Raw genomic sequence first — 23544 nt, 5'->3', positions numbered from 1 at the left:
CTTTTTTCTGCCTTGCATTTGCCCGGTCTTTACGCCAGCTTGGAGGGAAACGCGAAGCCCAGTAAAGGCGAGGAATGCAGGGACGGGAAAAAGGGGTTATCCCCTGGTTGTGGGGGTTTCTCAGGCCCTATCGTTGGCGGGTATTGGCCGCCCTAACCGCCCTGGCGGTGGGCTCTGGTGCCTGGCTTTTGCTAGGGCAGGGGGTACGCCTGCTGGTGGACCAGGGTTTTCTCAGCGGTGAGGTGGCGGCGCTGAACCGGGCCATGATCCTGGTTTTGTGGATCAATCTGGTCGGCGGCGTCGCGGTGTTCTTCCGCTTCTACCTGATGACCTGGCTGGGTGAGCGGGTCAGCGCCGATATCCGCACCCAGGTGTTCGAACATTTGCTTACCCTGTCGCCCACCTTCTACGACACCAGCCGCACCGGCGAGGTGATCTCCCGCTTCACCGCCGATACCACGGTGTTGCAGACCGTGGTGGGGATGAGCCTGTCCATGGCACTGCGCTCCGGCCTGACCCTGATAGGCGGGATCCTGATGATGGCCTTTACCAGCGTTAAGCTGACCGCCTGGGTACTGCTGGCGGTGCCGGTGGTGCTGGGCCCCATTTTCTTCTTTGGCCGCCGGGTGCGTCGGCTGGCCCGCACCAGCCAGGACCGGGTGGCGGACATGGGCGCCGACATCGACGAGACCCTGCACGAGATCCAGACTGTTCAGGCCTATGGCCTGGAAGGCCAGAATAACGACCGCTTCGGCGATCGGGTTGAGGCGGTGATGAGCGCTGCCCAGCGCCGTATCCGCTATCGCTCGGGCCTGATTGCGGCGGTGATGATCCTGTCGGTCAGTGCCATCACCCTGGTCAGCTGGGCCGGCGCCCTGGATGTGATGGCTGGCCGGATCAGCGCCGGCGAGCTGACCGCCTTCCTGTTTTACGCGGTGCTGGTGGCCGGTGCGGTGGCCACCATCAGCGAGGTGATCGGCGAGATCCAGAAAGCCGCCGGGGCCAGTGAACGGCTGCGGGAGCTGATGGCGGAGCGCACTGAGATCCCGGTACCGGCACAGCCGGTGCCGCTGCCCCAGCCACTGCGTGGTGCCCTCAGCTTTGATGCCATCACCTTTGCCTATCCCAGCGCGCCCAAGCGACCGGTGCTGAGCGAATTTAACCTGGCGATTGAACCCGGTGAACGGGTGGCACTGGTGGGGCCCAGTGGTGCAGGAAAGAGCACGCTGTTTCAGCTGCTTAAGCGTTTTTACCTGCCACAGCAGGGCCAGTTGCGGCTGGACGGCGTCGATGCTGCGCTATGTGACCCCAAGGTCTGGCGTCAGCAGTTTGCCTGGGTTGCCCAGGAGCCGGTGATCTTCGCCGGCACCCTGCGAGACAACGTGCGGTGCGGCCGGCCCGGAGCCAGTGATGCCGAGGTAGCCGCCGCCTGCGATGCCGCCCAGGTCAGTGAGTTTATCGATCAGTTGCCCCAAGGCTGGGACAGCGAGCTGGGGGAGCGGGGCGTACGCCTCTCCGGCGGGCAGAAGCAGCGCATCGCCATTGCCCGGGCACTGCTGGCAGACCGACCTGTACTGCTTTTGGATGAGGCCACCTCGGCGCTGGATGCCGCCAATGAGGTTAAGGTGCAGCAGGCGCTGGAGCAGTTGATGGCGGGGCGTACCTGTTTGATCATCGCCCATCGCCTGGCCACGGTGGCTAATGCCGACCGGCTGGTGATGATGGAGCGAGGGCAGATCCGTGCCATCGGCAACCACCAGCAGTTGCTGCAACAAGACCCCCTCTATCGTGAACTGGCGGAGCTGCAGCTGATCGCCGAGGGGACAACTGAGCAACGAACCGCCAATGAGTCGGTGAAATGACTTATTAGCCCTTTACTCTGAGAAACTTAGGCGTATGCTTGCGGCCCCAAATCAGAGCAACAACAGCGACAAGGAGCGAGACATGATCGACGCCACTTTGCCCCTGGTGGACCTCCATCGTCATCTCGATGGTAACGTTCGGGCACAAACGATCCTGGAGCTGGCACGACGCCATAATGTTGCGCTACCCGCCGCAGACCTGGTTGGGTTAACCCCCCATGTTCAGATCACCGGCAATGAGCCGGACCTGATGCAGTTCCTGGCCAAGCTGGATTGGGGCATCAAGGTGCTGGGGGATCTGGATGCGGTGAACCGGGTGGCCTATGAAAACATGGAAGATTTGGCCCGTGCCGGCATCGATTACGCCGAGTTGCGCTTCTCGCCGCACTACATGGCAATGAGCCATGGCCTGCCGATGGAAGGGGTGATTGAGGCGGTGATCGACGGGGTGGAGCGTGGCCAGCGCAACCTGCCGGTCAAGGCCAACCTGATCGGGATCCTCAGCCGCACCTTTGGGGTTGAGGCCTGCCAACGGGAGCTGGAGGCCTGCCTGGCGTTTCGCCAGCGACTGGTGGCGCTGGACCTGGCCGGCGATGAGTTGGGTCAACCGGGCCATCTGTTTGAGTCTCACTTTGCCCAGGCCCGGGATGCGGGCCTGCAGATCACCGTGCACGCCGGCGAGGCCGGTGGCGCGCAAAACGTCTGGCATGCCATCGAGGCATTGGGCGCCCAGCGTATTGGCCATGGCGTGAAGGCCATTGAAGACCCGTCTCTGCTGGAGTACATGGCCAAGCACCGCATCGTGGTGGAGAGCTGCCTGACTTCCAATCTGCAAACCAGTACCGTGGCCTCGCTTGATCAGCATCCGGTTAAGGCGTTCCTGGAGGCGGGTGTGCTGGCGACCCTGAACACCGATGATCCTGCGGTGGAGGGGATTGAACTGGGCTACGAGTACCAGGTGCAGGCACCCAAGGCGGGCCTCAGCGCTGAGCAGATCCGCCAGTTGCAGCGCAATGGCGTTGAGGCAGCGTTCCTTAGTTCGTCAGAGCGCAAGGCATTGCTGACCTCTAAGCAGGGTTGAACGGGCAAGGGTGATTGGACAAAGGTGATTGGACGGGGCTGAAGGGCCTAGACTATCGGGTGTTAACGCGAGGCGCTCGAGGCGGGATTTGAGAGAGGGCGTCAGTTGGCGGTCACCAGTCCCAGCGATTTGCTGCTGTCCTGCACCAGCATGTAGTAGCTGTCCTGGTACAACAGCTCAGTGCCCGGGCATTGTTGCCAGCTGTCCGCCGCAGGCAGGATGACGTGGGTCACCGGGGTGGTGGCCAACACCTGCTTGAGGTTGTCACAGGCGTTTTCCGGGGTGGAGCGATACAAGGCCTCACTCTGCTTTAACCGGGTGTTCCAGGTGATGACGTCGATGTCCTTGTAGGGCAGGGATTTGTAATCTGCCCACACCGGTACCCCGGCCCCCAGTCGCAGCCCCTCCACCTGTCTTGGCACCACGTAGAGCTGGCCTGGCGAGCGAATCGATTTAGCGTGTTTGATGATGCCCTGAACGTCGTCCATCTCGTGGGCGGTGAGCCTGGCCAGCTGGAAATAGGTGCCACTGAAAAGCAGGGTGACCATGGCCACCATGGCGGTGGTCTTCAGTACCTGACCGGCTTGGGGCACCCAGACCCGGCTGCGTTCCAGCCAGGCGATGGCGGCACCAATGATCAATACCGATGCCAGCGGAACCAGCGCCACCGAGATACGCCAGGGGAACAGCAGGGCGAGGAAGTGGCTGCCTGTCACATACTGGGCGGCGGTGCCTACCACGGCCCAGCCGAACCCCAGCGCCAGCACCAGGCAAACCGGGCGGTGGCGGGTCAGGTACAGCGCCAGGCACACCAGGCCAACCTTGATCACCACGGTCTTGTTGAGCCAGGTGGTGATCATCGCATGGTGAGCCAGTCGGTCGGTGACCAGGATGCGGTAGGCTTCGCTTTTTATCGATTCCGAGGTGGCGGAGAAGGTGCTGAGGTTATAGAGCACCACGGGTAGCACCAGCACCAGGCTGAGGGTGCCGAGCCAGAAGGTGAAGCTCAGTGAGCGGGTATGGCGCAGGGCCTGGATCATCGAAAACAGGGTGAGTACAGCCGCCGGCAGCAGGTAGCTGGGGTGAACGATGGCAGCAAAGGCGCCGGCCAATACGGCCCCCGCCCACTTGTGGCTCAGGGTGAAGTACACCGACAGCAGCAGGAACACCCCGAAGGTGGAGGGCTGAAGCAGCCCATCCAGCAGGTACTGTTTGGCGACCCCCTCTTCAAGGTGGTAGCCGATGTCCATCCCAATCACCGTCTTACTGAGCATCTCGAAGGGGTAAGACAGCAAAATGGTGAGGGCCAGCGCCAGGGCCCAAATGGCACTGCTTTGCTGCTCCATCTTCCAGGTGCGTACGGCGATGCCCACACTGGCGTAAAGAAACACCATGCTGAGTACGATGTAGTAGAAGGCGTAGGCCAGCACCGAGTAGCCAGCAAAGGCCGACTCGGTGACTTGGATAAGCGCGGTAAACAGTGGCGAGGTATCAACGGTGTTGGCCAGCCAATCCTGGGTCAGGTAGCCCTCACCGCTTTGGGCGATGCCGCGAAGGAAGTAGTGGTGCTGATTTGAGGAGAAAAACGGGGCCTGGGTGTAGGCGATGGCAAACAGGGGCAGGCACAGCCAGAAACCCAGGCTGCCCCAGCTTTGCGCCCGGGCCTGGCTGCCGCGGGCCACGGTTGGGGCAGGCTCGATAGCCTGCAGCCCCTCCTTGACCTTTTCCGCCTGGATCCCTTTTTCCATTGTCCCGTCTCTTGATCGCCTGTTCAGGCCTGCTCCACTGGCACATCCTGTTGCCGGCTCTGGCGGTAGCTGTGGTAAGCGGACCAAAGCATATCGGCATCGTTATCTTTTGGCACCCAGCCTAAGTCTCGCTCGGCCGCGGAGACGTCCAGTACACAGGTCTCATCGGCAATCAGGTATTGCTCCGGATCCATCAACGGCGCGCCCACCCAATCCATCAGTGCCAAAGTGCCTTTAACTGCAAAGGCCGGGGTCGGGATCAACACCGACCGACTTCCTGCAGCATCTATCAGCCCCTTCAACAGTGCGTTCACGGTTGGCGGATTACAGGAACCTAAATTGTAGAAGGCATTGGGGAAGCCTGCATCGACCGCCGCCAGGCAGGCCTCGGCGCAGTCGCTGACCGAAATGAACTGGTAGTGGTTGCGGCCACTGCCGATGGTAGGCACCGGCAGATTGGCGTCGATCAGCTTGAACAGTTTCTCCAGGATCCCCAGACGGCCGGGACCAATGATCAGGCGAGGTCGGAACACCGTGATGTTAAAACCGCGGCGACGATACTCTTCGCACAGCAGCTCGGTCTGGTATTTGGCGTCGCCGTAGGGGCCCAGTGGCTCGCGGGGATGGCTTTCGGTGCGGGGGTTCTCTTTGGTGTGACCGTACACCATGTCGGTGGTGAAGTAGACCAGGCGATGGTTGCCCTGACGGGTCAGGTACTCCAGTACGTTATTGGTGCCGACGTACAGTGCCTGCCAGAAGTAATCCTTGCGCTCCGCCCGGGGCAGGATAGGCACCAGCAAGCGGGCGGCAAAGTGGTAGACCACGTCTTCCGGCGTCACCTCCAGCGACTCCAGGGTCTCGGCCCGGGTGACGTCGATGGGCTGGTAGCTGACCTGGGGACTGAGGTAGATCTCCGACTCCGGGGTTTGCTTCAGATCGGCGATCACTACGGTCTGGTTGCGGGCGATCAACTTCTTACAGAGTTCGGTGCCGAGGAATCCATCCCCGCCGAGAATCACGTGTCTCATAATGCTTTCTCCCTAGCTTTTTGCCACGATGGCGACACCGCTGCAGATCAACAACACCCCCAGCACCCGCCAGCCGTTGACGCTCTCCGACAGCACCCAGTAGCCGTAGGCGGTGGTTAGCACAAAGGATAGGCCGAGGAAGGGGTAGGCGTAACTTAACTCCACTTTAGACAGAACATAGAGGTGGGAGGCCATGCTGATCACCATCACCATCAGGCCGCCGATGACGTAGCCATTGGTCAGGATGTCCACCCCGGAAGAGCGCACGCCACCGGGCGAGAGCACCACCGGCGCGATACTGGTCATCCCTTTCTTCAGCATGATCTGCGACAGAAAGTTGGTAAAGATGGTGAACAGGATCACCGGAATGTATGCAGACACTAAGACTCTCCCTAAAGACTCATGCGCTTGAACAGGGGCTCGGGGATCAGCTTGATTACCGTCATGATCCCCTGCCAGAACCAGGGCAGGTACACCTCGTTGCGGTTGTGCTCCAGGCTCTTCAGGATCCCGCTGGCGATCGTTTGTGGTTCTGCCCATAGCGGCCCCTTTTTCATCTCGGCGGTCATCGGAGTATCGATGAAGCCCGGTTTAATGGTGAGCACCCGAACGCCACTTTTGCTTAAGCGGTTGCGCAGGCCTTGCAGGAAGGTGTTGAGGGCGGCCTTGGAGGTGCCGTAGACGTAATTGCTTTGCCGGCCGCGATCACCTGCCACTGAGCTCACCACAACCAGGGCGCCGGCTCCGCGCTGTTCAAAGCGGTTAGCCAGGGGGGTGAGCAGAGCCATGATCCCCAGGGTATTGATCTGCAGCGCGGACAGGGTGGTCTCCATGCTCTGCTGGCACGCTTGCTGGTCGGGCAGCACCCCTTGGAAAAAATAGGCCACATCCGGTTCCGGGCCCTGTTGCCAAAGGTCGTTGATCAAAGGCTCACAGCCGTCCAGCTCGGCCAGGTCCTGGACCCTAACCCGAACATCCTCGGCGCCGCGTACCGCCAGGTCGGCGGCCAACACCCCCAACTTCTGGCTATTGCGCCCTATCAAGGTCAGGTGGTCACCCCGTTCGGCATGCTGCCTGGCCAGGTGCTTGGCCACCGCCGAGGTGGCTCCAAAGATCACGATGTTCATGGCGTCGGCTCCCTGTTGACGCGGGCCCAGAAGTCAGACTGGAACTTGGGGTCGCAATGCTTGGCAAAATCCTTGGCCTGGGGGTAGAAGTGGTGGAAGGCGCTGGCGGACATGCGCGCGTCCTTGGCAGGGTAGAGCCGGCCACCGGCGGCGAGCAGTTGCTGATCCAGTCGGTCCAGCAATGTGCGGGTCTTTTCTCCCCGGTTGGGGATATCCAGGGCCAGGCAGATCCCCGGTTGTGGGAAGGAGAGCTGGCCGGGTGAAGGATGATCGGAGAACAGCTTCAGCACTCCGAGGAAGGAGCCGGTGCCAGCCGCTGCCAGCTGCTCCAGCAGGGATTGCATCTTGTCCAGTTCCGTCAGGGGCAGTACGCACTGGTATTGGTAGAAGCCCCGCTTACCGTAAAGTCGGTTCCAGTTGCGGATCCCATCCAGTGGGTAGAAAAAGGGGATGCAGTGCTGTAGCTGGTGGCGCTTACGCTGTCCCTGCCAGTAATAGAGGGCGTTAAAGGCGCTGATGCTCCAGCGATTGAGCAGCCAGCCGGGCAGGTTAAAGGGAATCGACGGACGCCAGCCCGAGGCTATGTCCTTCAGCGGCTTTTCGCTGTGGTTACCTTGGTAGAACAGACCTTTGCATTGCCCATTCTGGGCTGAGAAACAGTCCAGCCAGGCCACGGTGTATTCAAACTTGTCGTTGGCCTGTTCGGATAACTCAACAAACTCCTGCAGCGTCTGGAAGGGGTGGGTCTCCACCTCGATGGCATTACCGGGTACCGCCTTCATCTGGAACTCCGCCCACAGAATGAGGCCGGTTAACCCCAGGCCACCGATGGTGGCATTGAACAGCTCGGTGCGGTTGTCCGGCGAGCAGATCACTACCCCTTCATCACTGCGCCAAAGGGCAATCTGGGTCAGGTAGCAGCCGAAGGTGCCGCCGCCGTGGTGGTTCTTGCCATGGATATCGTTGGCAATAGCGCCACCTAAGGTGATCTCCATGGTGCCCGGGGTAACCGGCAGGAACCAGCCTTTGGGCAGGAACAGCCGCACCAGCTCCTCGAAGGTGACGCCGCTTTCGCAGCGCAGCAGACCCCGCTCAGCATCAAAGGCCATCAGGTGGTCGCAGTCCCGGGTGTCCAGCAGGGCACCGTCGGAGTTCAGACAGCTGTCGCCATAGCTGCGACCGCGGCCAAAGGGCAGTACCTTACCGCGATGCTGCTCCAGCTGCTTTGGATCCAGGTTGCGCAGAGCCCGCTGATCCCGGTCAGGGATCAGGCCCCAGGCGCGATAGTCAGAACAGGACGGCATAGAGGCTCCCCCCGTAAGCAGCGGACAGCACAATGCTGATACAGATGCACATCATCACCAGGCTCATCTTGTCGCGCACGGCAAACAGGATCGGGTCCTCATGCAGCCCACCACGAATGGTGATGAGCCAGAAACGGGCCACCCAGAACAGCATGATGGGGCAGATAAGCCAGAGCAGTTGGGGATACTGATAGAGTTCCTGCACCTTCTCACCATTGACGTACATGGCGATCACCAGCACTGATAGCAGGCCGGAGCAGCCCCCCAGGTTGATCAACAGGCTCAGATCCCGCGGATGGTAGCCACGGATGGATTGCACCTCCGGTTGGCGTTTGAGCTTGTTGGTGATCTCGGTAACCCGTTTGGCCAGGGCCAGGCTGAAGAAGAAGAACAGGGAGAAGGCCAGCAGCCAGAAAGACCAGGCTTCACCCACCAATACCATGCCCACCACCACCCGCAGGGTGTAGAGCAAAGAGAGCAGGGTGACGTCCAGCATAGGGACGCCTTTGAACTTGAAGGTGTAGAGCAGGGTGGTGACGGTATAGGCCAGCAGCAGCAGGGCGAAGCTCAGCGGCAGCTGGGACGCCAGGGCGATGCTGGACAGGCCCAGCAGCGGGATCAGGATCAGCCCCAGGGCGATGGCGATCTGGCCTGAGGCATAGGGGCGGTGGCGTTTGTTGTGATTCTGCCGGTCTGATTCCAGGTCCACCAGGTCGTTGAGGATGTAAGTCGCCGACGCCATCAGGCTGAAGCTGAAGAACGCCAGCAAGCATTGGCTGATCAGGGTTGGGTTGGGCGCGCCATGGGCCAGCAGGATTGGCAGCAGGATCAGCGCATTTTTGGTCCACTGATGGGCCCGGATCGACTTGACCAGGTCGGCCAGACGCAGCGGCGGTAGCGGAAAGGTCTTAACCACATCGAAGCGGGCCCTGACTCGCTCGAGGAAGGGAGCAGAGCGGCTTACCACCAGGGCATGGCGTGCCTGCGGCCACACCTCAAAATCCTGGGCCTCGTTGCCCACATAGTCGAAGCCACCGTCACCAAAACGCTGACAAAGCAGATCGGATTTGCGTTTGCCGGTGCGGTTGGTGGTGCCATCTGAGGCCAGTACCCCGGTAAACAGGCCAATATGGTCCGCAATCTGGCGGGCGATCACCTGATCGCTGCCGGTACAGAGCCAGATGGGGCGTTTTTGCGCCTCGTGCTCAAGGTAGGCCAGTAAGGGGGCGTGGTAGGGCAGGGTACTGATGTCCACCTGAACGTGCTCGGCCAGCCAGCGTTTGCCGTTGGCGATGCCACGGCGCAGGACAATAAACAGCAGTGTGAAGACGCTCAGAGGGGATTTTCGGATCAATCGAACCAGCTGCTCAAACAGCAAGTCGGATTTGACCAGTGTGCCGTCGAGGTCAACGCACAGAGGGATTGGCGTTTCGTCCCGTTCCGGCTGCGGGCTCGCATTACTACTCACTGGATAGGCAGTGGCCATGGGGATCCATCCTTAGGTATTCAGCCTGTTCCCATAAGAGGAGTTACGGCTTCCTCATCCTTTCTCGGCTCGCCATACGGTCGGCGGTCGCTCTATTGGGGACAAATATAGTCAAGCTGCTCTGGTTTCGCTCAGTGGGAGAGAAAAGATTCTCTTTGTTCTAGAAACGGATATCCGAGATCGCCTGGGTTACTGCCAGAGCCTGAAGCAGGTTCTCGAAAAGCAAGTGGCAAATGGTTGATTGTGTGGGCAAGATGCTGACGCTTGGTGATTTCCACCTTGGGGTGGGGATTTTTTGACACGAAGCGGCGGGGGAGGTCTACCCTTAGCCAATGCGGTAACGGGGTTTGCCTAGGTTCAGTTCGGCGGGTCAGGAGGGCACGCTGCACACAGGAAACAGGGAATGGGCCAAACGTTTCTCCACCTTTTTCGATGGCAATGGTATGCCGTCCAAGGCGGGTGCAATGAGTAGCAGGATTGGGTACCTCGATGGATTGCGTGGTTTGGCCATACTGCTGGTGGTTTTTTACCACGCCTTCACCCGGTGGGCCGAGATGGTGCCGACCGGCGAGTCGTTGGCCGACGTGGCCATGTTCAAGTACGGTTGGGTTGGCGTCCAGCTGTTTTTTTTGATCTCGGGTTTTGTCATTTTGATGACCCTGGAACGCTGCCAAAGCTTCTCTGAATACTTCTCTCGCCGCTGGCTTCGTCTGTTTCCCGGTATGCTGATCTGCTCTTTGCTGGTGTTTTTCACCGCTGAGTGGTTTGCAGAGCGCCCTAACGGCCTGCCGCAGGCGGTGGATCTGTTGCCAGGCCTGACCTTTATCGAGCCGGGTTGGTGGCAATCGATCCTGGACCGTCCGGTCGGAGAGATCGAGGGGACGTATTGGTCACTCTATGTAGAGTTCAAGTTCTACGTTATTGCCGGGCTGCTGTTTTTCTGGCGCGGGGCCAAGGCGGTGGTGTTTGGCTGTGCCCTGGCCTACGTGTTTGGCACTGTGGTGCTGTCACTGGAGTACAACTACCCGACGCCGGTATGGCAAGGCCTGGCGGATATCGTCACGGCGCTCTCCTTTAAGCACTTTGGTTGGTTTGCTGCTGGCGCTGCCTTTTACCTGTTTTTCAAAAACTGGGATTGGCGTTGGTACGGCGTAGGCGTTCTGTTTGCCGCAGTGTGTGCGGTGATGGTCCGGCACCTGTCAGCCGGGCCGGCCTTGGCGGCCGTGTTGGTCAGTGCGCTGTTTGCGGCCTCCTTGATCCTGCCCCGGGTACAGCAATGGCTGCAAAATCCGGTGTTGCTACTGCTCGGGTTTGTCAGCTACCCCCTTTATCTCTTCCATGAGAGCACTCTGATCGCCTCCTTGGTGAAACTGGGGAGCCTGGGACTGCCGTTGCCCGCCTGGTTCCTGCCATTGCCAGTAATCGCGCTACAGGTGTTGGTGGCCTACCTTATTGCCCGTTATGGAGAACGCCTGCTCACTCGTTGGCTTAAAACAGGGGTGACAGGGATGGGGTTGCTGCCGGCGCGGCCCACTGGAGCGCAGCAGCGCAAGGTCTGATGTTTTGGCCTTGATTTAAACCGCCCCGCCTTGAGCGGGGCGTTGTCGTTTTGGGCATTGTGGTTCGGGCATTGTGGTTTAGAGCAATAACAGTAGGGCGAGTAGATAGCAGTTTCATCTCGTGATCTGAGCTGTTACGCCGTCAAAACACCGGTTTGAGTGGCAGGTCATCTCTATTGGAATGAGGGGGAGCCTAATCTCACCACTGTTATCTGGATTAACCCCGGTCTCTTCTATTGCCTTTGTTGATTTGTTTGGCCCATTTTGCTGCTTTTGGTTCTGGTTGTTGGTGGTTTGTGTTTTTTGCTGCGTTTGATTGTGTGGTGGTTAAAGAGACGTTGCGCTCTGGGCGTCTTAGGTAATTGAGAGACAACACAGCACGTCAACGGAGGAATTTCCATGCTGTCGATTCAAACCAACTACAACTCCCTGGTAGCGCAAAACTCCCTGGGTCGTTCCAACTCTTCCATGGGTGTTGCCATGGAGCGTCTGTCCACCGGTTTCCGCATCAACTCCGCCAAGGACGATGCTGCTGGCCTGCAGATTGCTAACCGCATGGAAGCCAACTCCCGCGGCATGCAGGTAGCCCAGCGCAACGGTCAAGATGCCATCGGTATGATGCAGGTTGCTGAAGGTGCCCTGGATGAGATCACCAACATCGCCTACCGCATGAAGGACCTGGCGACCCAGGCTGCTAACGGCACCAACGGTTCTGCTGAGCTGTCTGCACTGGACGCCGAATTCCAGGAGCTGTCCTCTGAGATCGACCGTATCATCGGCACCACCGAGTTCGCCGGCCGCAACGTGTTTACCGCGTTCGAAGGTGGCGTAACCTTCCAGATTGGTGCTACCACCGCCGCAGGCGACAAGCTGAACGTGAGCGCCACTGGCATCTCCACTCTGTCCCTGACCGGCGACATCAGCACCTCCGGTGCCATCGACAACGCCATCAGTGACTCCATGGCACTGCTGGATACCGTTAACGGCTTCCGTGCCAACTTCGGTGCCAACATCAACCGCGTTGAACACACCATCAACAACCTGTCCAACATCGTTGAGAACACCGAAGCGGCCAAGGGTCGTATCATGGACACCGACTTTGCAGTGGAAACGGCCAACATGACCAAGAACCAGCTGCTGGTTCAGGCCGGTACCAACATCCTGGCCCAGTCCAACCAGATGGGCGGCCTGGTAATGGGTCTGCTGTAAGACGTTATCTGTCACGCAATGCGATGGGAGCCTTCGGGCTCCCTTTTTTGTTTGTGTGGTGTTGCAAGTGTTGTGGTTGTGGTTTTGGGGTGTTGCTGCCTGGTAAAAGTGGACAGAGGGTTTTAGGTCTTTGGCCAACAGGGTCGTTTCTAGCTATTGAACCTAAACAACGGAATAAATGGAGTCTTCCATGCTGTCTATCCAAACTAACTACAACTCCCTGGTTGCTCAAAACTCCCTGGGTCGTTCCAACTCCGCCATGGGCGTTGCCATGGAGCGTCTGTCCACTGGCTTCCGCATCAACTCCGCCAAGGATGATGCTGCTGGCCTGCAGATCGCCAACCGTATGGAAGCCAACTCCCGCGGCATGCAGGTGGCTCAGCGTAACGGTCAAGATGCTATCGGCATGATGCAGGTTGCTGAAGGTGCCCTGGATGAGATCACCAACATCGCCTACCGCATGAAGGACCTGGCTACCCAGGCTGCTAACGGCACCAACGGTACCGCTGAGCTGGCCGCTCTGGACGCCGAGTTCCAGGAGCTGTCCTCTGAAATCGACCGTATCATTGATACTACCGAGTTCGCTGGCCGTAACGTGTTCCAGGCGTTCGAAACTTCTGGTGGTGGCAGCGGTGTGACCTTCCAGATTGGTGCCTCCACCAACGCCGGCGACAAGCTGACCGTGGGTATGAACGGCATTTCCGGCATCAGCATGAGCGGTCACAACCTGACCTCCGACGCCACTGCAATCGATAACGCTATCGATGCAGCCATGGGTCTGCTGGACGAAGTTAACGGCCACCGCGCCACCTTCGGTGCCAACATCAACCGTGTTGAACACACCATCAACAACCTGTCCAACATCGTTGAGAACACCGAAGCGGCCAAGGGTCGTATCATGGATACCGATTTCGCTATCGAAACCGCCAACATGACCAAGAACCAGCTGCTGGTTCAGGCCGGCACCAACATCCTGGCCCAGTCCAACCAGATGGGCGGCCTGGTAATGGGTTTGCTGTAAGTCGGTTGAAGCTGACCGTAAAGGGAGCCTTCGGGCTCCCTTTTTTGTTTTTGGCTATAAAAACGCTGCAGCAGAAAATACAGCCAGCTTGAACAGTAAACACCCAAGCAAAGGATTCCGGGGTGGAGGTAATGGTCAGGAAAACGGCATTCGCGGTGAAATTGACGCTTTATGTTTAAGGCCGAGCAAAACCTTGTCGTCTGTGGGGTTGGTACATAAACACACTGGATAAGTGGAGAACACCATGCTGTCTATCCAAACCAACTACAACTCCCTGGTTGCGCAAAACTCCCTGGGCCGTTCCAACTCCGCCATGGGCGTCGCCATGGAGCGTCTGTCCACCGGCTTGCGCATTAACTCCGCCAAAGACGACGCCGCTGGCCTGCAGATCGCCAACCGTATGGAGGCCAACTCCCGTGGCATGCAGGTTGCGATGCGCAACGGTCAAGACGCCATCGGTATGATGCAGGTGGCTGAGGGTGCCCTGGATGAGATCACCAACATCTCCTACCGCATGAAAGACCTGGCTACCCAGGCCGCCAACGGCACCAACGGCTCTGCCGAACTGGATGCCCTGAACGCCGAGTTCCAGGAACTGTCTACCGAGATCGATCGCATCATCTCCACCACCGAATTCGCTGGCCGCAACGTGTTCGATGCGTTTGAAAGCTCCGGCGCCGCCACCGGTGTCACCTTCCAGATCGGTGCTTCTACCGATCCGAACGACAAACTGACCGTGGGCGTGGATGGGATCTCCAGCCTGTCTCTGGGGGGTGATATCGGCAGCTCCGCCGGTGCCGATATCGATCAGGCGATCAGCGACGCCATGGCGATGCTGGATACCGTCAACGGTGCTCGCGCCACCTTCGGTGCCAACATCAACCGGGTTGATCACACCATCAACAACCTGACCAACATCGTAGAAAACACCGAGGCGGCCAAGGGTCGCATTATGGACGCGGACTTTGCCATTGAAACCGCCAACATGACCAAGAATCAACTGCTGGTTCAGGCCGGCACCAACATCCTGGCCCAGTCCAACCAGATGGGCGGCCTGGTGATGGGCCTGCTGTAAGCCAGACCTGGAAAAGGAGAAGGGGAGCCATCGGCTCCCTTTTTTTATGGCTGTTTCACTGAGGCGGAAAAGGGGCGGAAGTAGCGTTTCCCCACAATGACGCCTGCTGGCAAGAGTGTCGCGTACGGCGCTGCGGTTTTACCCTCACAGCGCGGAAAAACCGGACGATTAAGCCAGTGGCACGCTGTTTGCAGAGCTGGCGGCAAAGCAATAAGGCGATCCTGCTGATTGCGCCTGGTTTCAGAGATGGCACGGACGGCTGCATCCGCCCGGCCCACTAACGAAGAAGTGAATAGCGATGACCCAATTTCTTGATGCCAACCTGACGGTTATCCGCCGCCGTTGGCCCGAGGTGGCCGAGCGTTTGGCCTCCGAACCGGATATCAGTGCCGAGATCACCCTGGTACAGGGGCTGCAGGTGACCGTAGCCCAACGTGGCGTACAGTTGACCAGCCGTCATAACCGCATCGCCGAGGCCACCAAGCAGGCCCATAGTGTGCCTAAAGGCGCGCCTTACGCCATGGTGTGTGGTACCGGCCTGGGGGATCTGCAGCAGCTGCTATTGCGCCGTGATGGACTTGAAACCCTGGATGTGCTGATCCTCAACCCCGGCCTGTTTAACTACGTGCTGGCCAACTCCGATCAGCTGCCCTGGTTGGCGGATGAGCGCACCCAGCTGCGCTACGGCGATAACGTGCGCCTGGCTAAGCCCCTAGCGGCGATCACCTCGGAGCTGATGCTGGCGGATGAGCGCTTTGAAGATGCCTGCAACCAGCTGCACGGTCATCTCAACATCGATTACATCAACCAGCTGCACAAGGTCGGCGATGCGGCCATTGAGGCACGTTTCCGCGAGCATCTGAAAGCGAAGCAGGGCGAGGTGAAGTCTCTGTTCAACCTGTTTGACAGCGAAGCGCATCAACTGGCGGGTCGCAATAAACGGGCGATGGTGGTGGCTGCCGGCCCATCGTTGCAGTACGGACTGGAGCGGATCAAGCAGCAGCGCGCCAGCACCACCTTGATCAGCGTAGATACAGGCCTGAAGGCACTGCTTGATGCCGGTATCACCCCGGATTACGTGGTCACCATTGACCCCACCATCAACGAACATCACCTGCAGACTGACCGTATCCAAGGGGTGCCGCTGGTGCATTTGCCGCGTCTGGACACCAAGGTGCTGGAGAGCTGGAACGGCCCGCGCTACCTGGCGGCCGGCAACAGCGAGCTGTACAAGAAGTTTGCCCGCAAAGCGGATTGCGGCGTGCTGGTTAACGGCGGGGTAGTGACCCACTCAGCGCTGGATCTGGCGGTGCAGATGGGGGCCGAGGAGGTGGAGCTGTACGGCTGTGACTTTGCTTACGTCGATGGTCGAACCCATACCGGCTATGAAGAGGGCGAGCTGAACGCATACCACAAGAACGCCACCTTTACCGTACTGGGTCAAAACGGTGAGCGTCTGCCCACCGAAGGGCCCTTTGCCCGGGCGCTCTACTTTATGGAGAGCTACATCGCTAACCGTCCCCAGGTGCGCTTTATCAACACCGGCACCATTGGTGCCCTGATTAAGGGCACCGTGTCCCTGGAGGAGGTCGCATGAAACGCCACCAGTTATTGAAAGAGCTCAAGCGGGTGGCAGGCCAACTGCGCACTGGCCAGACCCTGGCGGCCAACGCTGAGATCAAGGAGCTGATGCCCCACATCGTTAAGCAGTTTCCCAAGCTGGAAGTGGAGAGGCTGGAGCAGGCCAAGCTGCTGTTTCCAGAGCTGAGCGCCTGTATGGAGCGCAGTGACTACCTCGGCCTGGCGGATTACTTCGAGTACGAGTTGGTGGAGCTGTTCAGCTAACCCCCGCCATCTGAGCGGTTGCCCCAAACAGACATAGACAGAACGGGCCCGTCGGGGCCCTTTGCGAGACACAGATGCACGCCATGCTCGACCTTATCGGTCGCTCGACCCCTCTGCTTGACCAGGACATTCAACACTGGGATGCGCAGCTGCAGGACAAGGTCCGCGGCAGCCGCTTCCTGGTACTTGGCGGTGCCGGGTCCATCGGCCAGGCGGTGACCAAGGAGATCTTCAAGCGCCAGCCGCAAAAGCTGCACGTGGTGGATATCAGCGAGAACAACCTGGTGGAGCTGGTGCGGGATATCCGCAGCGGCTTTGGTTACATCGATGGCGACTTCCAGACCTTTGCGCTTGATATCGGCAGTTGGCAGTACGACGCCTTTATCGAGGCCGATGGCCAGTACGATTACGTCCTCAATCTGTCGGCGCTGAAGCATGTCCGCAGTGAGAAAGACCCCTACACCCTGATGCGGATGGTTGAGGTCAACATCCTCAACACCGATAAGACCCTGGCCCAATCCATCAAGGCGGGGGTGAAGAAGTACTTCTGCGTTTCCACCGATAAGGCGGCCAACCCGGTCAACATGATGGGGGCTTCCAAGCGGATCATGGAGATGTTCCTGATGCGACGAAGCCTGGAGATCGAGATCTCCACTGCGCGCTTTGCTAACGTCGCCTTCTCCGACGGTTCCCTGCTGCATGGATTTAACCAGCGTCTGGAGAAGCGCCAGCCCATCGTCGCCCCTAATGACATCACCCGCTACTTCGTCACCCCCCAGGAAGCGGGAGAGCTTTGCCTGATGTCCTGCCTGCTGGGGGAGAACCGTGACATCTTCTTTCCCAAGCTCGACAGCGAACAGCACCTGGTCTCCTTTGCCGATATCGCTCAGCGCTACCTGACACAACGGGGTTACACCCCCTGGCTGTGTGACTCGGAGCAGCAGGCGCGTGAACGTGCCGCAGGGATGGCGCCGGGCAACCTCTGCTGGCCCTGCCTGTTCACCGGCAGCGACACCACAGGGGAGAAGCCGTTCGAGGAGTTTTATACCGGCACCGAAACCCTGGACATGGAACGCTTTGCCCAACTTGGGGTGATCCAGAATGAACCTCAGTTTGATGGTCGACAGCTGGACAGTTTCGAGGCGCAAGTCCTGTTGATGCAGCACCGACGCCAGTGGGACAAGCCCCAGATGGTCAGCCTGTTCCGCCAGCTGTTGCCGGAGTTTGGTCATGAGGACAATGGCAAGTACCTGGATGGGAAGATGTAGTCGATGGAGCAGCGACTGATCCACAAGGTGCGGGAGATCTACCGCACCGACGAATTTATCCCCCTGCATGCCCCCCGCTTTGACGGAGCCGAACGCGCCTACGTCAACGACACCTTGGACAGCACCTTTGTCTCCAGCGTTGGCGCTTACGTCGATCGGTTTGAGCAGCAGATCATCAAGGCCACCGGTGCCGGGGCCGCGGTGGCCACGGTTAATGGTACCGCGGCGCTGCATACCGCGCTGCACCTGGCTGGCGTCCAGGCCGGTGACCTGGTGTTGACCCAGGCACTGACCTTCGTGGCCACCTGCAATGCGTTGAAGCATATGGGCGCGGAACCGGTGTTGCTGGATGTCAGCCCGGTCAGCTTAGGTCTTTGCCCCGAGGCGACCGAGGCCTGGCTGTGCGAACAAGCGGAGTTGGACGGGGAAGGGCAGTGCCGTCACCGGGCCAGCAAGGCGCCGATCCGCGCCATCCTGCCGATGCACTCCTTTGGCCATCCGGTGCAGCTGACCGAACTTAGCGCCGTGGCCAAGCGCTGGAACCTGGCGTTGGTGGAGGATGCGGCAGAAGCCCTGGGTTCACTCTACCGGGGGCGGCCCGCCGGCAGCATCGGCCTGACCGCCGCGCTGAGCTTCAATGGCAACAAGGTGATCACCACCGGCGGGGGCGGCATGGTGCTGTGCCAGAGCTCGACCCTGGGGGCCCGTGCCAAACACCTCACCACCACCGCCAAGCTGCCCCACGCCTTCGAGTATCTGCATGACGAAGCGGGCTTCAACTACCGTATGCCCAACCTCAACGCGGCCCTGGGCTGCGGCCAGATGGAGCAGCTTGACCGACTGCTGCACAGCAAGCGGCAGGTGGCGGAGCAGTATCGCCAGTTCTTTGCCGGTTCCGATTACCGCTTCATCGATGAGCCGGACTACGCCCACTCAAATTTCTGGCTCAATGGGGTGATCTGCCCGGATCGCGCTGCGCGGGATCAGCTGTTGGAGCAGACCAACGCCGCAGGGGTGATGACCCGACCGGTGTGGCAGCTGATGCATCGACTGCCGATGTACCAAAGTGCCCAGCGTGGCCCGCTGCCCAACGCCGAATGGGCCGAGGCGCGGGTGGTCAACCTGCCCAGCTCAGCGCTGGTGCAAGCAACCCGGACCGGGGGCGAGCATGACTAAAACCGTGGCGGTCTTCACCGGTACCCGGGCCGATTACGGCCTGCTCTACTGGTTGCTCAAAGACATAGAGGCCGACCCAGCGTTGCGATTGCAACTAGTGGTCAGTGGCTCTCACCTGAGTGAAGAGCTGGGCTACACCCTGCAAGGGATCCTGGACGATGGCTTTGGTGTTGATGCCCAGGTACCGATCCTTTCCGAGCTGGACACTCCGGTGGCCATTGCCGCAAGCATGGGCCGCGCGGTGACCGGGGTGGCCGAGGCGTTGGCAAAGCTGCAGCCCGATGTCCTGGTGATCCTGGGGGATCGGTATGAGGCATTGGCCGCCGCTCAAGCTGCTTTGCTGCTGTCGGTGCCGGTGCTGCATCTGCATGGCGGCGAGATCAGTGAGGGCGCCAACGATGACGCCATGCGGCACGCCATCACCAAGCTCAGTACCCTGCACTGCACCGCTGCTGAGCCCTATCGGCAGCGGGTGATCCAGATGGGGGAGTCGCCCCAACGGGTGTTCAATGTCGGTGCCATCGGCTTGGATCACCTGACCCGGTCCAGCCGGATGGACCGCCACGCGTTGTCCCGCTCGCTCAACTGGGATCTCTCCGGCCCCTTTGTGGTGGCTACCTACCATCCCGTGACACTGGCGGATGAGCCCGCCAAGGCCAGCTTTGAGGCCATGCTGGCGGCACTGGATGATTACCCCGAGCTTAAGGTGATCCTGACCTACCCCAATGCCGACGAGCAGGGGCGCAGCCTGATCCCCGCCCTGGAGGCCTATGCCCAACAAAGGCCAGAGCGGGTGCTGGCGATCCCTTCGCTGGGTCAGAAGCGCTACCTCAGCGCCGTCGCCGAGGCGGAGATGGTGATCGGCAACTCCTCCAGTGGCCTGATCGAAGTGCCCGCGTTGGCGCGCCCCACCGTCAACATTGGCCAGCGCCAGCTTGGGCGCCTGGCCGCCGACAGTGTGTTTCATTGCGCCGCCAATCGCACCGCCATTGCCCAAGCGATGGCACAAGCCCTGGCCTGGCGTGAGTCGGGGCAACGGGCTCGCTATCTGCCCTACGGCGGCGGTGACGCCAGTGGACAGGTGGTCGAACTGCTCAAATCCATGCCGGCCAAGCCGGCCTCCGAATTCTACGACTTGCCCCAGAAGGAGAGCGCATGACCCGGATCATCGCCGAGGCCGGCGTGAACCACAACGGCAGTGCAGAGCTGGCCTTTGCCTTGGTGGATGCCGCCCATGCAGCGGGTGCCGACGTGGTGAAGTTTCAAACCTTTAAGGCCAGTGAACTGGTCACCGCTGAGGCTCAGCAAGCGCAGTACCAGAGCCGCAATACCGGCGTAAGCGAGTCGCAGCTGGCGATGCTCAGCCGGCTTGAGCTGGACTTCCCCACCCATAAGGCGCTGGTGGCCCACTGCGAAAAACGGGGTATCGAGTTTCTCAGTACCGCCTTTGACAGCGACAGCCTGCGCTTTCTGGTGGGCGATCTCGGCCTGAAAACCCTCAAGTTGCCCTCCGGCGAGTTGACCAACCTGCCTTTTGTGCTGGAGCACGCACGCACCGGTTGCGATCTGATCGTCTCCACCGGCATGGCCACCCTGGCAGAGGTGGAGGCGGCGCTGTCGGTGATCGCCTTTGGTTTGGTCACCTCCGCCGACAGCGAGCCGAGCTTGGAGGCCTTTCAACAGGCCTTTGTCAGCACCGAGGGGCAGCGCGCCCTGCAGCAGAAGGTGACGCTGCTGCACTGCACCACCGAATATCCAGCGCCGATGGCGGAGATCAACCTGCGCGCCATGGACACCTTGGCCTGCGCCTTTGACCTGCCGGTGGGGTACTCGGATCACAGCGCCGGCATCACCGTTCCGGTGGCCGCCGCTGCCCGTGGCGCCGTGGTGATCGAGAAGCACTTTACCCTGGATTGTCAGATGGAGGGGCCGGATCACAAAGCCTCGCTGGAACCGGATGCCCTGACTGAGATGGTCACTGCGGTGCGGGCGGTCTCACTGGCGCTGGGTAGCCGGGTTAAGGCGCCGACAGCGTCGGAGCTGCCCAATCGCCCCATCGCCCGCAAGAGCCTGGTGGCAGCCCGGGCTATGGAGGTTGGTCAGCGCTTCACTACGGCGGATCTCTGCTGCAAGCGCCCCGGCACCGGCATGTCACCGAGCCATTACTGGGCACTGCTGGGGCAGCCGGCCCGCCGTGCTTACCGGGTGGGGGAGCTGATCGATGAGTAAGCCCGTCGTTGTGCTTGGAGCCGGCGGCCATGCCGCGGTGCTGGTGGACCTGCTGACGGAGCAGGGGCGCGCCCCGCTGGCGCTGGTGGCACCGGAGCGTCCCGCCGGGCGTGAAGCGCTGGCAGCCCTGCCGCTGCTCAGCGAAGCGCAGCTGCAACAGCAGTGGACGCCGCAACAGGTTGAGCTGGTCAACGGCATCGGCATGCTACCCGGGGACAGTCTGCGCCAGCGGGTGTTCGAGCGCTTCAGCGCACTGGGATATGGCTTTGCCACCCTGGTGTGTGACAGTGCGCGGGTCTCCCGCTTTGCTCGCCTGGCACCGGGCAGCCAGGTGCTCAGTGGCGCCATTGTCCAGGCCGGCGCTGAGATCGGAGCCAACAGCCTGATCAACACCGCCGCCAGTGTCGATCACGACTGCCGTCTGGCGGCCCATGTGCATATCGCACCAGGGGCCCGCCTGTGTGGCCAGGTGCAGATCGGTGAGGGCGCCTTTGTCGGTGCCAATGCCACGGTGATCCAGGGCCTCACTATCGGTTCGGAGGCGATCGTTGGCGCTGCCAGTTTGCTGAAACAGGACCTGGCCGCTCAAACAAGATGGAGCTTGAACATGACCGGAGGTGGCCATGGTTAGAACCTGGCAAAACCTGGTGCTGGCACCGGGTGCAACATTGCGCCAGGCCCTCAAGGTGATCGACCAGGGAGCCATCCGCATGGCCCTGGTGGCCACCCAGGGGCGCTTGATTGGCACGGTTTCCGATGGCGATATACGGCGGGGCCTGCTGGCTGGCATGACCCTGGAGTGCGCCATTGACGAGGTAGTCCACCGCCAGCCGGTCACCGTCAGTGCCGATTGCAGCCGTGAGCAGGCGGTGCGATTGATGGAACAGAAGTGGTTACTTGCCCTGCCCATCGTCGAGGAGGGGATCCTGTTGGGCGTACACGCCCTGCATGAGCTGCTGGAGCAGCCCCACTATGGCAATCCGGTGTTTATCATGGCCGGTGGCTTTGGCACACGGCTGCGACCACTGACCGAACACTGCCCCAAGCCCATGCTCAAGGTGGGGGACCGCCCCTTGTTGGAGACCTTGCTGCGCAGCTTTATCGAGCGGGGTTTTACCAACTTCTATATCTCCACCCATTACCTACCGGAGGTGATCCAGTCGCACTTTGGCGATGGCAGCCAGTGGGGGGTATCCATCACCTACGTCCATGAGCAGGCACCACTGGGCACTGGCGGTGCCCTGGCTCTGCTGCCGGAGGAGCGACCCGCTCTACCGGTGGTGATGATCAATGGCGACATCCTCACCAATCTCAAGTTCGACAAGCTGGTGGAGCATCACAACGCGGTGGGGGCGGATGCCACCCTGTGCGTCCGGGAGTTCGAGTACCAGATCCCCTACGGCGTGATCAACAGCCGCAAGGGCAACGTGGTGGAGATGCAGGAGAAGCCGGTGGAACGCTACCAGGTCAACGCCGGGATCTACGTGCTCAGTGACGCGCTGGTGCGCAGCGTGGTGAAGGGGCAAAGGGTCGATATGCCGACCTTGCTGGAGCAGCGACTGGAGCAGGGCGAAGAGGTGAGCACCTACACCCTGCATGACTATTGGCTCGACATCGGCCAGATGGCGGACTTCGAGCGGGCTCAACGGGACATCAAGGGGTTGTTTGCATGGGTGGCGTGATGGCGCTGATCCCTGCTCGCGGTGGCAGTAAACGGTTACCCGGCAAGAACCTGCGGCCTTTGGCAGGCAAGCCGATGATTGCCCACACCATTGAAGCGGCGCGGGCTGCCGCCTGTATCGATCAGGTGGTGGTCTCCACCGACTGCCCGCAGATAGCCCAGGTGGCACGCCAATACGGCGCCGAGGTGCCGGGACTGCGTCCGGCGAAGCTGGCCAGCGATGAGGCGGGCAGCGCCGAGGTGGTGGCCCATGCCCTGAGCCATTGGGCGACGCCGGGCATCAGCCATGTTGCCCTGTTGCAACCCACCTCGCCGTTGCGAGGTGCCGAGCATATCGACGCAGCCTGGGAGCAGATGCAACGTCATCAGGCCCGAGCGGTGGTGTCGGTGACCCCCTGTGAGCACCCGCCCCAGTGGAGCAACCAGTTGGGGCCGGATGCCAGCCTGGATGGCTTTCTCAGCCGAAACGCCCAGCAGCGCAGCCAGGACCTGGGTCCTTGGTTTCGCCTGAACGGGGCGATATACCTGTTTGAGCGCACCTTGCCCCTGTCCAGCCTCTACGGTCCCGGCAGCCATGCCCTGGTGATGGACAATCGAGCTTCGGTGGACATTGATACCCTGCTGGACTTCCAGTTTGCCGAATTTCTGCTGACCCAGACCACACCCACCTTAAGCGCATTGACCGAGGCGGTGGATTGCTGAGCAAGCAATTCATTCCGCTTAAGTTTCCCCTCTTCCACGCCGCCCTAATCTGGCAGTTGTTGTGAATTATCAGGCCAGGAAAGCACGGGAAATTTTGCTTCCCCCGGTACGGCACAGCGGAAGCTCACAGGGCAAATTTATCG

General features: G+C 60.5%; 21 protein-coding genes. 15 read left to right on the top strand and 6 right to left on the bottom strand.

The genetic code is table 11. The annotated features are described in order from the left end of the window. The first annotated feature begins 74 nt into the window (after positions 1-74). Both BUC04_RS03840 and add read left to right on the top strand, forming a co-directional pair. A complete protein-coding gene (locus BUC04_RS03840; RefSeq protein ID WP_067658059.1) occupies positions 75-1862 on the top strand; it encodes an ABC transporter transmembrane domain-containing protein in 1788 nt (595 codons plus the stop codon). Between the two features lie 82 nt (positions 1863-1944). After that, a complete protein-coding gene (gene add, locus BUC04_RS03835; RefSeq protein WP_067658063.1) occupies positions 1945-2943 on the top strand; it encodes an adenosine deaminase in 999 nt (332 codons plus the stop codon). Positions 2944-3044: 101 nt separating this feature from the next. On the opposite strand, the gene BUC04_RS03830 is transcribed toward add, so the two are convergent. From BUC04_RS03830 to BUC04_RS03805, 6 genes are read right to left on the bottom strand one after another with little or no spacing between them, the layout of a single operon-like run. Then, positions 3045-4691 carry a DUF6798 domain-containing protein gene (locus BUC04_RS03830; protein ID WP_067658066.1) on the bottom strand — a complete coding sequence of 549 codons (1647 nt, stop codon included), beginning with the start codon at positions 4689-4691 and terminating at the stop codon, positions 3045-3047. 23 nt (positions 4692-4714) lie between these two features. After that, on the bottom strand, positions 4715-5719 hold the full coding sequence (locus BUC04_RS03825) for an NAD-dependent epimerase/dehydratase family protein (protein ID WP_067658069.1): 1005 nt from the start codon (positions 5717-5719) through the stop codon (positions 4715-4717). A 12-nt stretch (positions 5720-5731) separates the two neighbouring features. Beyond that, positions 5732-6100, bottom strand: a complete 369-nt coding sequence (locus BUC04_RS03820; protein WP_067658071.1) for a DMT family transporter — start codon at positions 6098-6100, stop codon at positions 5732-5734. Between the two features lie 11 nt (positions 6101-6111). Continuing rightward, positions 6112-6846, bottom strand: a complete 735-nt coding sequence (locus BUC04_RS03815) for an SDR family oxidoreductase (protein ID WP_067658074.1) — start codon at positions 6844-6846, stop codon at positions 6112-6114. Further along, positions 6843-8150, bottom strand: coding sequence for an FAD-binding oxidoreductase (locus BUC04_RS03810; RefSeq protein ID WP_067658077.1), 1308 nt, complete (start codon positions 8148-8150; stop codon positions 6843-6845). The genes BUC04_RS03815 and BUC04_RS03810 overlap by 4 nt, the downstream gene beginning before the upstream one ends. Further along, positions 8134-9636 (bottom strand): UbiA family prenyltransferase, encoded by a 1503-nt coding sequence (locus BUC04_RS03805; protein WP_067658082.1) that lies wholly within the window; start codon positions 9634-9636, stop codon positions 8134-8136. Before BUC04_RS03805 ends, BUC04_RS03810 begins: the two co-directional genes overlap by 17 nt. Positions 9637-10100: 464 nt before the next feature. Here BUC04_RS03805 and BUC04_RS03800 point away from each other — a divergent pair, with 464 nt between their 5' ends. The 13 genes from BUC04_RS03800 (at position 10101) to BUC04_RS03740 (ending at position 23401) form a co-directional block, all read left to right on the top strand. After that, complete coding sequence (locus BUC04_RS03800) at positions 10101-11195, top strand: acyltransferase family protein (protein WP_073325604.1); 1095 nt, start codon at positions 10101-10103, stop codon at positions 11193-11195. A 399-nt stretch (positions 11196-11594) separates the two neighbouring features. After that, entirely contained in the window at positions 11595-12404 is an 810-nt protein-coding gene (locus BUC04_RS03795) for a flagellin N-terminal helical domain-containing protein (protein WP_067658088.1), read from the top strand. A gap of 190 nt (positions 12405-12594) precedes the next feature. Continuing rightward, complete coding sequence (locus tag BUC04_RS03790; protein WP_067658093.1) at positions 12595-13425, top strand: flagellin N-terminal helical domain-containing protein; 831 nt, start codon at positions 12595-12597, stop codon at positions 13423-13425. A gap of 244 nt (positions 13426-13669) precedes the next feature. Then, positions 13670-14500, top strand: coding sequence for a flagellin N-terminal helical domain-containing protein (locus tag BUC04_RS03785; RefSeq protein WP_067658096.1), 831 nt, complete (start codon positions 13670-13672; stop codon positions 14498-14500). A gap of 298 nt (positions 14501-14798) precedes the next feature. Further along, a complete protein-coding gene (locus BUC04_RS03780) occupies positions 14799-16097 on the top strand; it encodes a motility associated factor glycosyltransferase family protein (RefSeq protein ID WP_067658100.1) in 1299 nt (432 codons plus the stop codon). Further along, on the top strand, positions 16094-16345 hold the full coding sequence (locus tag BUC04_RS03775) for a hypothetical protein (RefSeq protein ID WP_067658103.1): 252 nt from the start codon (positions 16094-16096) through the stop codon (positions 16343-16345). Before BUC04_RS03780 ends, BUC04_RS03775 begins: the two co-directional genes overlap by 4 nt. 74 nt (positions 16346-16419) lie before the next feature. Continuing rightward, positions 16420-17613 (top strand): UDP-N-acetylglucosamine 4,6-dehydratase, encoded by a 1194-nt coding sequence (locus BUC04_RS03770; RefSeq protein ID WP_067658106.1) that lies wholly within the window; start codon positions 16420-16422, stop codon positions 17611-17613. 3 nt (positions 17614-17616) lie between these two features. Then, entirely contained in the window at positions 17617-18789 is a 1173-nt protein-coding gene (locus BUC04_RS03765; protein ID WP_067658109.1) for a LegC family aminotransferase, read from the top strand. Then, on the top strand, positions 18782-19948 hold the full coding sequence (neuC, locus tag BUC04_RS03760) for a UDP-N-acetylglucosamine 2-epimerase (protein WP_067658112.1): 1167 nt from the start codon (positions 18782-18784) through the stop codon (positions 19946-19948). The genes BUC04_RS03765 and neuC overlap by 8 nt, the downstream gene beginning before the upstream one ends. Then, entirely contained in the window at positions 19945-21018 is a 1074-nt protein-coding gene (gene neuB, locus BUC04_RS03755) for an N-acetylneuraminate synthase (protein ID WP_067658115.1), read from the top strand. Before neuC ends, neuB begins: the two co-directional genes overlap by 4 nt. After that, positions 21011-21649, top strand: a complete 639-nt coding sequence (locus tag BUC04_RS03750; protein WP_067658118.1) for an acetyltransferase — start codon at positions 21011-21013, stop codon at positions 21647-21649. The genes neuB and BUC04_RS03750 overlap by 8 nt, the downstream gene beginning before the upstream one ends. Continuing rightward, positions 21642-22700 carry a nucleotidyltransferase family protein gene (locus BUC04_RS03745; protein ID WP_067658121.1) on the top strand — a complete coding sequence of 353 codons (1059 nt, stop codon included), beginning with the start codon at positions 21642-21644 and terminating at the stop codon, positions 22698-22700. The genes BUC04_RS03750 and BUC04_RS03745 overlap by 8 nt, the downstream gene beginning before the upstream one ends. Next, positions 22688-23401 carry an acylneuraminate cytidylyltransferase family protein gene (locus BUC04_RS03740; protein WP_067658125.1) on the top strand — a complete coding sequence of 238 codons (714 nt, stop codon included), beginning with the start codon at positions 22688-22690 and terminating at the stop codon, positions 23399-23401. Before BUC04_RS03745 ends, BUC04_RS03740 begins: the two co-directional genes overlap by 13 nt. The last annotated feature ends 143 nt before the right edge of the window (positions 23402-23544 follow it).

The sequence above is a fragment of the Ferrimonas marina genome (assembly GCF_900129905.1).
In the GTDB taxonomy this organism is placed as follows: domain Bacteria; phylum Pseudomonadota; class Gammaproteobacteria; order Enterobacterales; family Shewanellaceae; genus Ferrimonas; species Ferrimonas marina.
The sequence above is the reverse complement of the archived record's forward strand: the minus strand, read 5'-3'. Positions and strand labels throughout refer to the sequence as shown.

Excerpts from the sequence above, each read along its gene's own strand:
- BUC04_RS03840 (WP_067658059.1), top strand. The coding sequence starts at position 75 with ATGCAGGGACGGGAAAAAGGGGTTATCCCCTGGTTGTGGGGGTTTCTC.
- add (WP_067658063.1), top strand. The coding sequence starts at position 1,945 with ATGATCGACGCCACTTTGCCCCTGGTGGACCTCCATCGTCATCTCGAT.
- BUC04_RS03830 (WP_067658066.1), bottom strand. The coding sequence starts at position 4,691 with ATGGAAAAAGGGATCCAGGCGGAAAAGGTCAAGGAGGGGCTGCAGGCT.
- BUC04_RS03825 (WP_067658069.1), bottom strand. The coding sequence starts at position 5,719 with ATGAGACACGTGATTCTCGGCGGGGATGGATTCCTCGGCACCGAACTC.
- BUC04_RS03815 (WP_067658074.1), bottom strand. The coding sequence starts at position 6,846 with ATGAACATCGTGATCTTTGGAGCCACCTCGGCGGTGGCCAAGCACCTG.
- BUC04_RS03810 (WP_067658077.1), bottom strand. The coding sequence starts at position 8,150 with ATGCCGTCCTGTTCTGACTATCGCGCCTGGGGCCTGATCCCTGACCGG.
- BUC04_RS03805 (WP_067658082.1), bottom strand. The coding sequence starts at position 9,636 with ATGGCCACTGCCTATCCAGTGAGTAGTAATGCGAGCCCGCAGCCGGAA.
- BUC04_RS03800 (WP_073325604.1), top strand. The coding sequence starts at position 10,101 with ATGAGTAGCAGGATTGGGTACCTCGATGGATTGCGTGGTTTGGCCATA.
- BUC04_RS03795 (WP_067658088.1), top strand. The coding sequence starts at position 11,595 with ATGCTGTCGATTCAAACCAACTACAACTCCCTGGTAGCGCAAAACTCC.
- BUC04_RS03790 (WP_067658093.1), top strand. The coding sequence starts at position 12,595 with ATGCTGTCTATCCAAACTAACTACAACTCCCTGGTTGCTCAAAACTCC.
- BUC04_RS03785 (WP_067658096.1), top strand. The coding sequence starts at position 13,670 with ATGCTGTCTATCCAAACCAACTACAACTCCCTGGTTGCGCAAAACTCC.
- BUC04_RS03780 (WP_067658100.1), top strand. The coding sequence starts at position 14,799 with ATGACCCAATTTCTTGATGCCAACCTGACGGTTATCCGCCGCCGTTGG.
- BUC04_RS03775 (WP_067658103.1), top strand. The coding sequence starts at position 16,094 with ATGAAACGCCACCAGTTATTGAAAGAGCTCAAGCGGGTGGCAGGCCAA.
- BUC04_RS03770 (WP_067658106.1), top strand. The coding sequence starts at position 16,420 with ATGCACGCCATGCTCGACCTTATCGGTCGCTCGACCCCTCTGCTTGAC.
- BUC04_RS03765 (WP_067658109.1), top strand. The coding sequence starts at position 17,617 with ATGGAGCAGCGACTGATCCACAAGGTGCGGGAGATCTACCGCACCGAC.
- neuC (WP_067658112.1), top strand. The coding sequence starts at position 18,782 with ATGACTAAAACCGTGGCGGTCTTCACCGGTACCCGGGCCGATTACGGC.
- neuB (WP_067658115.1), top strand. The coding sequence starts at position 19,945 with ATGACCCGGATCATCGCCGAGGCCGGCGTGAACCACAACGGCAGTGCA.
- BUC04_RS03750 (WP_067658118.1), top strand. The coding sequence starts at position 21,011 with ATGAGTAAGCCCGTCGTTGTGCTTGGAGCCGGCGGCCATGCCGCGGTG.
- BUC04_RS03745 (WP_067658121.1), top strand. The coding sequence starts at position 21,642 with ATGGTTAGAACCTGGCAAAACCTGGTGCTGGCACCGGGTGCAACATTG.
- BUC04_RS03740 (WP_067658125.1), top strand. The coding sequence starts at position 22,688 with ATGGGTGGCGTGATGGCGCTGATCCCTGCTCGCGGTGGCAGTAAACGG.